Below are 5,747 nucleotides of genomic sequence, written 5' to 3' on the forward strand. Positions count from 1 at the left end.
CTCCCACTCCGAGCCCTCGCCCCGCCAGTCCTCCCGGTCCCCGCACGGTCGGCCGGCCCCCGACCGTGCCCCGTCGTCGGCCGTCGGCCTGCCGCCGGTGGAGGTCAGCGGGCGCGGTCTGCCCGGCTGGCTGGCGCCTGTGCGGGACGCCGCCGAGACGGTGGAGGCGAGCCAGCTCAGCCGTTTCCTGCCGCCGCCCGACGGCGGTGGCCGCCCCTCCGCCGTCCTCGTGCTCTTCGGAGAGGGCAAGGAGGGCCCGGAACTGCTGTTGATCCAGCGCGCCTCCAGCCTGCGCTCGCACGCCGGACAGCCGTCCTTTCCCGGAGGCTCGCTCGATCCGGAGGACGGCGATCCGCAGGGTGACGGGAGGTTGCGTGCGGCGCTTCGCGAGGCGGAGGAGGAGACGGGACTCGACCCGTCGGGTGTTCAGGTGTTCGGAGTGCTGCCGAGCCTGTACATCCCCGTGAGCGGCTTCGTCGTCACGCCGGTGCTCGGGTGGTGGCGCCGCCCGAGTCCGGTGGCGCCCGTGGACCCGGCGGAGACGGCCCGCGTGTTCACCGTCCCCGTCACCGAGCTCACCGACCCGGCCAACCGCGCCATGGCCGTCCATCCGGCCGGACACGTGGGGCCTGCGTTCATGGTCGGTTCCGCACTGGTGTGGGGGTTCACCGCAGGCGTCATCGACCGGCTCCTGCACTACGCCGGCTGGGAACGCCCCTGGGATACCGATCGCCGGGTCCCCCTCGACTGGCACGCGTGAGCCTCGCCCCCGCCCCCGTGAGACGGTGTCTCTTCCGCTTCCTCTACGTTCCACACGGAGCCGGCCTGAGCGAGGGGCGGGCGAGAGAAGTCGAAGTGGACCCGAGGCGAGGATGATTCGGTGAACGTGCTGGACGTACTGCTGATCGTGGCAGCCGTGTGGTTCGCGATCGTCGGATACCGCCAGGGTTTCGTCGTCGGCATCCTGTCCGTCCTCGGCTTCCTCGGGGGCGGCCTGGTGGCGCTGCTCGTGCTGCCACTGCTGTGGGACCAGTTCACCGAGGGGAGCCGTCCTGGCGCCGGGATGACGATCGGCGCCGTGGTCGTCGTGATCGTCTGCGCCTCGGTCGGGCAGGCACTCACCACCCACCTGGGCAACAAGCTGCGGCAGTACATCACCTGGTCACCCGCGCGTGCGCTGGACGCGACCGGGGGTGCGCTCGTCAACGTCCTCGCGATGCTGTTCGTCGCCTGGCTGCTGGGCACCGCACTGGCCGGCACCTCCCTCACGACGCCCGGCAAGGAGGTGCGCGGCTCGGCCATCCTGCACGGCGTCGACCAGGTCATGCCCCAGCAGAGCAACCGCTGGTTCGACGACTTCGCCTCCCTGCTGGCCGAGAACGGCTACCCGCAGGTCTTCTCGCCGTTCTCCGACGAGCCGATCCGCGACGTCTCCCCACCCGACCCGAAGCTGGCGGGCAGCCCCGTGGCCGAGCGCGCCAGGCGCAGCATCGTCAAGGTCGTCGGTACGGCGCGCGGCTGCGGCAAGGAACTGGAGGGCACCGGGTTCGTCTTCTCGCCGGGCAAGGTGATGACGAACGCGCACGTCGTCGGCGGTGTCGAGCATCCGACCGTACAGATCGGCGGCGAGGGACCGCGCCACGAGGGCCGCGTCGTGCTCTACGACTGGAAGCGCGACATCGCCGTCGTCGACGTCCCCGGGCTACGCGCACCCGTGCTGCGCTTCGCCGAGCAGGACGCCGACAGCGGCGACGGCGCCATCGTCGCCGGGTTCCCGGAGAACGGCGGATACGACGTCCGCTCCGCGCGGGTCCGCGGGCGCGTCAACGCCAAGGGCCCCGACATCTACCACCGGGGCACCGTCAACCGCGACGTCTACTCCCTCTACGCCATGATCCGGCAGGGCAACTCCGGGGGCCCGCTGCTCACGCCCGACGGCCGGGTCTACGGCGTCGTGTTCGCCAAGTCCCTCGACGACGACCGCACCGGCTACGCACTGAGCATCGACGAGATCCGCGACGACATCACACGGGGCCGCACGGCGCAGCGGCCGGTCAACACCCAGGGCTGCGCGCTCTGAGGCGCCGTGCCCGGGCATCGGAACCCGGGCGCACCGGGGCGTACCGGAAACCCGGACCCACGCGGGCACGGCCCGCCGCGCGCTGAGGGCGGCAGCGGGCCGTCCGTCCGTTGTCGCCGCTCCGAGGCCGTGGTGTCAGGAGCGGGTGTGCCGCAGTCTGGCGCCCACCCAGCGCGCCCGGCGGCGCAGGATGCGGGGAATGCCCAGCTCGGCGTGCGCGGGATGCGGCCGGGCGGCGGCACGCGGGGAGATCTGGCCGCGCTGTCCCCTCAGATGCCCGCGGTTGCGTGCCACGTCACCAAAGTCGTGCGTCAAGCCCATACCCGCTCCCTGCCCCTGGCTCATGGTCAGTAATCGCCCGCGCGCCCCTCGTTCGGCCTATGCGGCGGGCATGTGTACGAGGCGAGGGGAAAGCGGGGGAAGTAGGAGAGGAAAGCGAAGGGAAGGCGGGGAGGAAAGCGGAAGGGAGGCAAGGGGGACGTGTGAGCGACGCGGCGGCCCGTCGGCCGGGGGAGCCGGAAACCCGGACCTGGAACCCCGAACCGGAGTCCGGAACCTGGAACCCAGCAACCCAGCCCTCCCGCGCTCCCGCGGTGGCCCAGCGGCCCAGCGGCTCAGCGGTCCGGTTCCGGGTCGCTGAGCCAGTGCACCAGCTCGCTGGTGAAGGCCTGCGGGTCCTCCTCGTGCGGCCAGTGCCCCAGCCCGTCGAAGAGCCGCCAGCGGTACGGGGCCTCGACGTACTCCCCCGATCCGGCTGCACTGCGCGTGCGCGCCACCGGATCGAGTGAACCGTGCAGATGCAGCGTCGGCACCCGTACAGGGCGCTTCATCCGGCGGTAGAACTGCACCCCGTCAGGGCGGGCCAGCGACCGCACCAGCCACCGGTACGGCTCCACCGAGCAGTGCGCCGTGGAGGGCACGCACATCGCGCGCCGGTAGTTCTCGACAGCCGCGTCCTCGACCGCCGCGTCCTCGGTCGGGCCGGCCAGCTTCGGGCCTGCCCACTCCCTGATCAGCTTCCCCACCAAGGCGCCCTCGTCCGCGACGAGTTGGCGCTCGGGCACCCAGGGGCGCTGAAAGCCCCAGATGTGGGAACTGGCCGCCGTCTGGCGTACGTCGGCCAGCATGGCGGCCCGCCAGCGGCGGGGATGCGGCATCGAGACGGCCACGAGCCGGCGGATCAGCTTGGGGCGCATCACCGCCGCCGTCCACGCGAGGTAGCCACCCAGATCGTGTCCGACCAGCGCCGCGTCCGGCTCGCCCAGGGAACGGATGACCCCGGTCACATCGAGCGCGAGGTTGGCCGGGTCGTAGCCGCGCGGCGTACGGTCGCTGCCGCCGACCCCGCGCAGGTCCATCGCCACGGCGCGGTAACCGGCGTCCGCGAGCGCGGGGAGCTGGTGCCGCCACGCCCACCAGTACTGGGGGAAGCCGTGCAGCAGCAGCACCAGCGGCCCCTCACCCATTTCGGTGATGTGGAAGCGTGCTCCGTTGGCGGCCACGTCCCGGTGAGTCCAGGGGCCCTCGGGACGGATCACGGCCGCGGGACTGTCTGCGAGCGTCATACGGACGAGCGTGTCACACTCTGCAACTGCGGGCGCTCCTTCCCTCCGTTCTCCGAGGCACGGGGGTGCGGCTTGGCGTGCGAGAGCACGGACGCGCTCTGCTTGGCCGACGCCACCGACTTCTGCGGGCTCTTGCTCTTGGCCACCCTCTTGAACTTGGCCAGCGCCAGCAGCAGGAGGATCAGCGCGAGCGCGATGAACGCGCCGCCCACGATCAGGAACGACCAGGCGAGGCCGAGCCCCAGGTTGTGGATACCGAAGGCGGCGGCGAAGCTCAGCACCGGCAGGGCGAAGAGCAGCAGGACACCGGCGACCAGGGCGGCCCCGCTGCCCATCACGCCGCGCTTGACGTCCTGCCGCAGTTCGACCTTGGCCAGCGCGATCTCGTCGTGCACCAGTGCGGACATCTCCGCAGTGGCCGCCGCGACCAACTGGCCGAGGCTGCGGCCGTCGTCGGCTGCGCTCATCGCTGTGTCTCCCTTGCTCCTCGAACGGGCCCGTGTTCCTCGTACGGACCCGCGGCGTGCGGGCGGGCCCGCGGGTGCGGGCCCGGGGCTTCCCCTGGCTAGTGCCCGGATTACCGACCGGTCAATATGCCGTCGGCTCCGATCATGCCGGACCATCGTCCGTCACGTCCCGGCCCCTGGCCACCTCGGCGAGCCTGCGGTGCTCGTCCGCTCTCGCCTCGTACAGCGCCGCCATCCGCAGATGGAAGTCCGGGTCGTGCTCCTCGTACACGTCCGGGACACCGTCGCCGTCCTCGTCGCGGTCCTCGGCCTCCAGCAGCGAACGGTGCCTGCGGGCGCGGAGCTTGAGCAGCACGCCCGCCACGAGCGCGGCCAGCAGCGAACCGGTCAGTACGGCGGCCTTCGCCTCGTCGCCGAGGGCCGCCCCACCGGCGAACGCGAGGTCGCTGATCAGCAGAGAGACGGTGAAACCGATACCGGAAAGGGTGGCGACAGCCAGCACATCCGCCCAGGCCAGGTCCCGGTTCAGCTCCGCCCTGGTGAAGCGCGCAGCCGCCCAGGCACCGCCGAACACGCCGAGTGTCTTGCCCACCAGCAGCCCGAGCACCACTCCCAGGGTCTCCGGCTTCGTGAACACATCCGTCAGCGCGCCGCCCGAGACGGCGACACCCGCCGCGAACAGCGCGAAGAGGGGCACGGCGAGCCCGGCCGACAGCGGCCTGACCAGGTGTTCGATGTGCGCCGCGGGGGAGGTCCGCTCGCCCTCCCGTACCGTGCAGCGCAACATCAGCCCCATCGCCACCCCCGCCACCGTGGCGTGCACCCCGCTGGCGTGCATCAGCCCCCAGACGACGACCGCGAGCGGCACGTACACGTACCAGCCCCGCACGCCCCTGTGGTGCAGGAACCAGAAGACCGCCAGCCCCGCGACCGCCCCCGCCAGCGCGCCGAGGCTGATGCCCGCCGAGTAGAACACGGCGATGATCACGATGGCGCCCAGGTCGTCCACGACCGCCAGCGTCAGCAGGAACGCGCGCAGCGCCGAGGGCAGCCCCGTGCCGAGTACGGCCAGCACGCCCAGCGCGAACGCGATGTCCGTCGCCATCGGGATCGCCCAGCCGTGCAGGTCGCCGCCGCCGGCCGCCGCCGAAGCCAGATAGAACAGCGCGGGGACCGCCATCCCGCACAGCGCCGAGACGATCGGCAGCGCCGCCGCCCGCGGATCGCGCAGCTCACCCGCGACCAGCTCGCGTTTGAGTTCGATCCCTGCGACGAAGAAGAAGAGCGTGAGCAGGCCGTCCTTGGCCCAGTCCGCCACCGACAGGTTCAGGTGCAGCGCCTCGGGCCCGAGGTGGAAGTCCCTGACGCTCTCGTAGAGACCGCTGAGGCCGGTGTTGGCCAGCAGCAGTGCCAGCACGGCGGCGGCCAGCAGGAGCGTGCCACCCACCGTCTCGGTGCGCAGCGCGTCCGCGAGGTACTTCCGTTCGCCCAGCGGCAGCCTGCCGAGAAAGACGGAGCGGCGCCCGCGCGGAGGCGACCCGGGGGTTCGGGGCGACATGGGCGACGCGGAAGACCCGGATGGCCCGGGCGTCTCGGGGGCCCCGGCGGGAGTGGGAGGGGTCGGCGGTGTGGGCG

The 5,747-nt window shown here is 72.2% G+C and carries 6 protein-coding genes; 2 read left to right on the plus strand and 4 right to left on the minus strand.

Annotated elements, in window-relative coordinates; all coding sequences use genetic code 11:
- The first annotated feature begins 88 nt into the window (after positions 1 to 88).
- Together AB8Z75_RS30280 and AB8Z75_RS30285 are read left to right on the plus strand one after the other, a co-directional pair.
- On the plus strand, positions 89 to 760 hold the full coding sequence (locus AB8Z75_RS30280) for a CoA pyrophosphatase (RefSeq protein ID WP_369207573.1): 672 nt from the start codon (positions 89 to 91) through the stop codon (positions 758 to 760).
- Positions 761 to 880: 120 nt separating this feature from the next.
- Entirely contained in the window at positions 881 to 2,080 is a 1,200-nt protein-coding gene (locus AB8Z75_RS30285; protein ID WP_369207563.1) for a MarP family serine protease, read from the plus strand.
- Between the two features lie 135 nt (positions 2,081 to 2,215).
- Here the strand turns inward: AB8Z75_RS30285 and AB8Z75_RS30290 are convergent, their stop codons facing one another.
- The 4 genes from AB8Z75_RS30290 to nhaA form a co-directional block, all read right to left on the minus strand.
- Positions 2,216 to 2,401, minus strand: a complete 186-nt coding sequence (locus AB8Z75_RS30290; RefSeq protein WP_369207565.1) for a hypothetical protein — start codon at positions 2,399 to 2,401, stop codon at positions 2,216 to 2,218.
- A gap of 293 nt (positions 2,402 to 2,694) precedes the next feature.
- Positions 2,695 to 3,645: an alpha/beta fold hydrolase gene (locus tag AB8Z75_RS30295; RefSeq protein ID WP_369207567.1), complete on the minus strand. Its 951-nt coding sequence runs from the start codon at positions 3,643 to 3,645 to the stop codon at positions 2,695 to 2,697.
- Positions 3,642 to 4,112 carry a phage holin family protein gene (locus AB8Z75_RS30300; protein ID WP_369207569.1) on the minus strand — a complete coding sequence of 157 codons (471 nt, stop codon included), beginning with the start codon at positions 4,110 to 4,112 and terminating at the stop codon, positions 3,642 to 3,644. The genes AB8Z75_RS30295 and AB8Z75_RS30300 overlap by 4 nt, the downstream gene beginning before the upstream one ends.
- A 142-nt stretch (positions 4,113 to 4,254) precedes the next feature.
- Entirely contained in the window at positions 4,255 to 5,670 is a 1,416-nt protein-coding gene (gene nhaA, locus AB8Z75_RS30305; RefSeq protein ID WP_369207571.1) for a Na+/H+ antiporter NhaA, read from the minus strand.
- Between the last annotated feature and the right edge of the window lie 77 nt (positions 5,671 to 5,747).

The sequence above is a fragment of the Streptomyces sp. PU-14G genome (genome assembly GCF_041028275.1).
Classification (GTDB): domain Bacteria; phylum Actinomycetota; class Actinomycetes; order Streptomycetales; family Streptomycetaceae; genus Streptomyces.

Bases quoted from the DNA above. Each gene is read 5' to 3' on its own strand.
- AB8Z75_RS30295 (WP_369207567.1), bottom strand. From the start codon at position 3,645: ATGACGCTCGCAGACAGTCCCGCGGCCGTGATCCGTCCCGAGGGCCCC.
- AB8Z75_RS30300 (WP_369207569.1), bottom strand. From the start codon at position 4,112: ATGAGCGCAGCCGACGACGGCCGCAGCCTCGGCCAGTTGGTCGCGGCG.
- AB8Z75_RS30290 (WP_369207565.1), bottom strand. From the start codon at position 2,401: ATGGGCTTGACGCACGACTTTGGTGACGTGGCACGCAACCGCGGGCAT.
- nhaA (WP_369207571.1), bottom strand. From the start codon at position 5,670: ATGTCGCCCCGAACCCCCGGGTCGCCTCCGCGCGGGCGCCGCTCCGTC.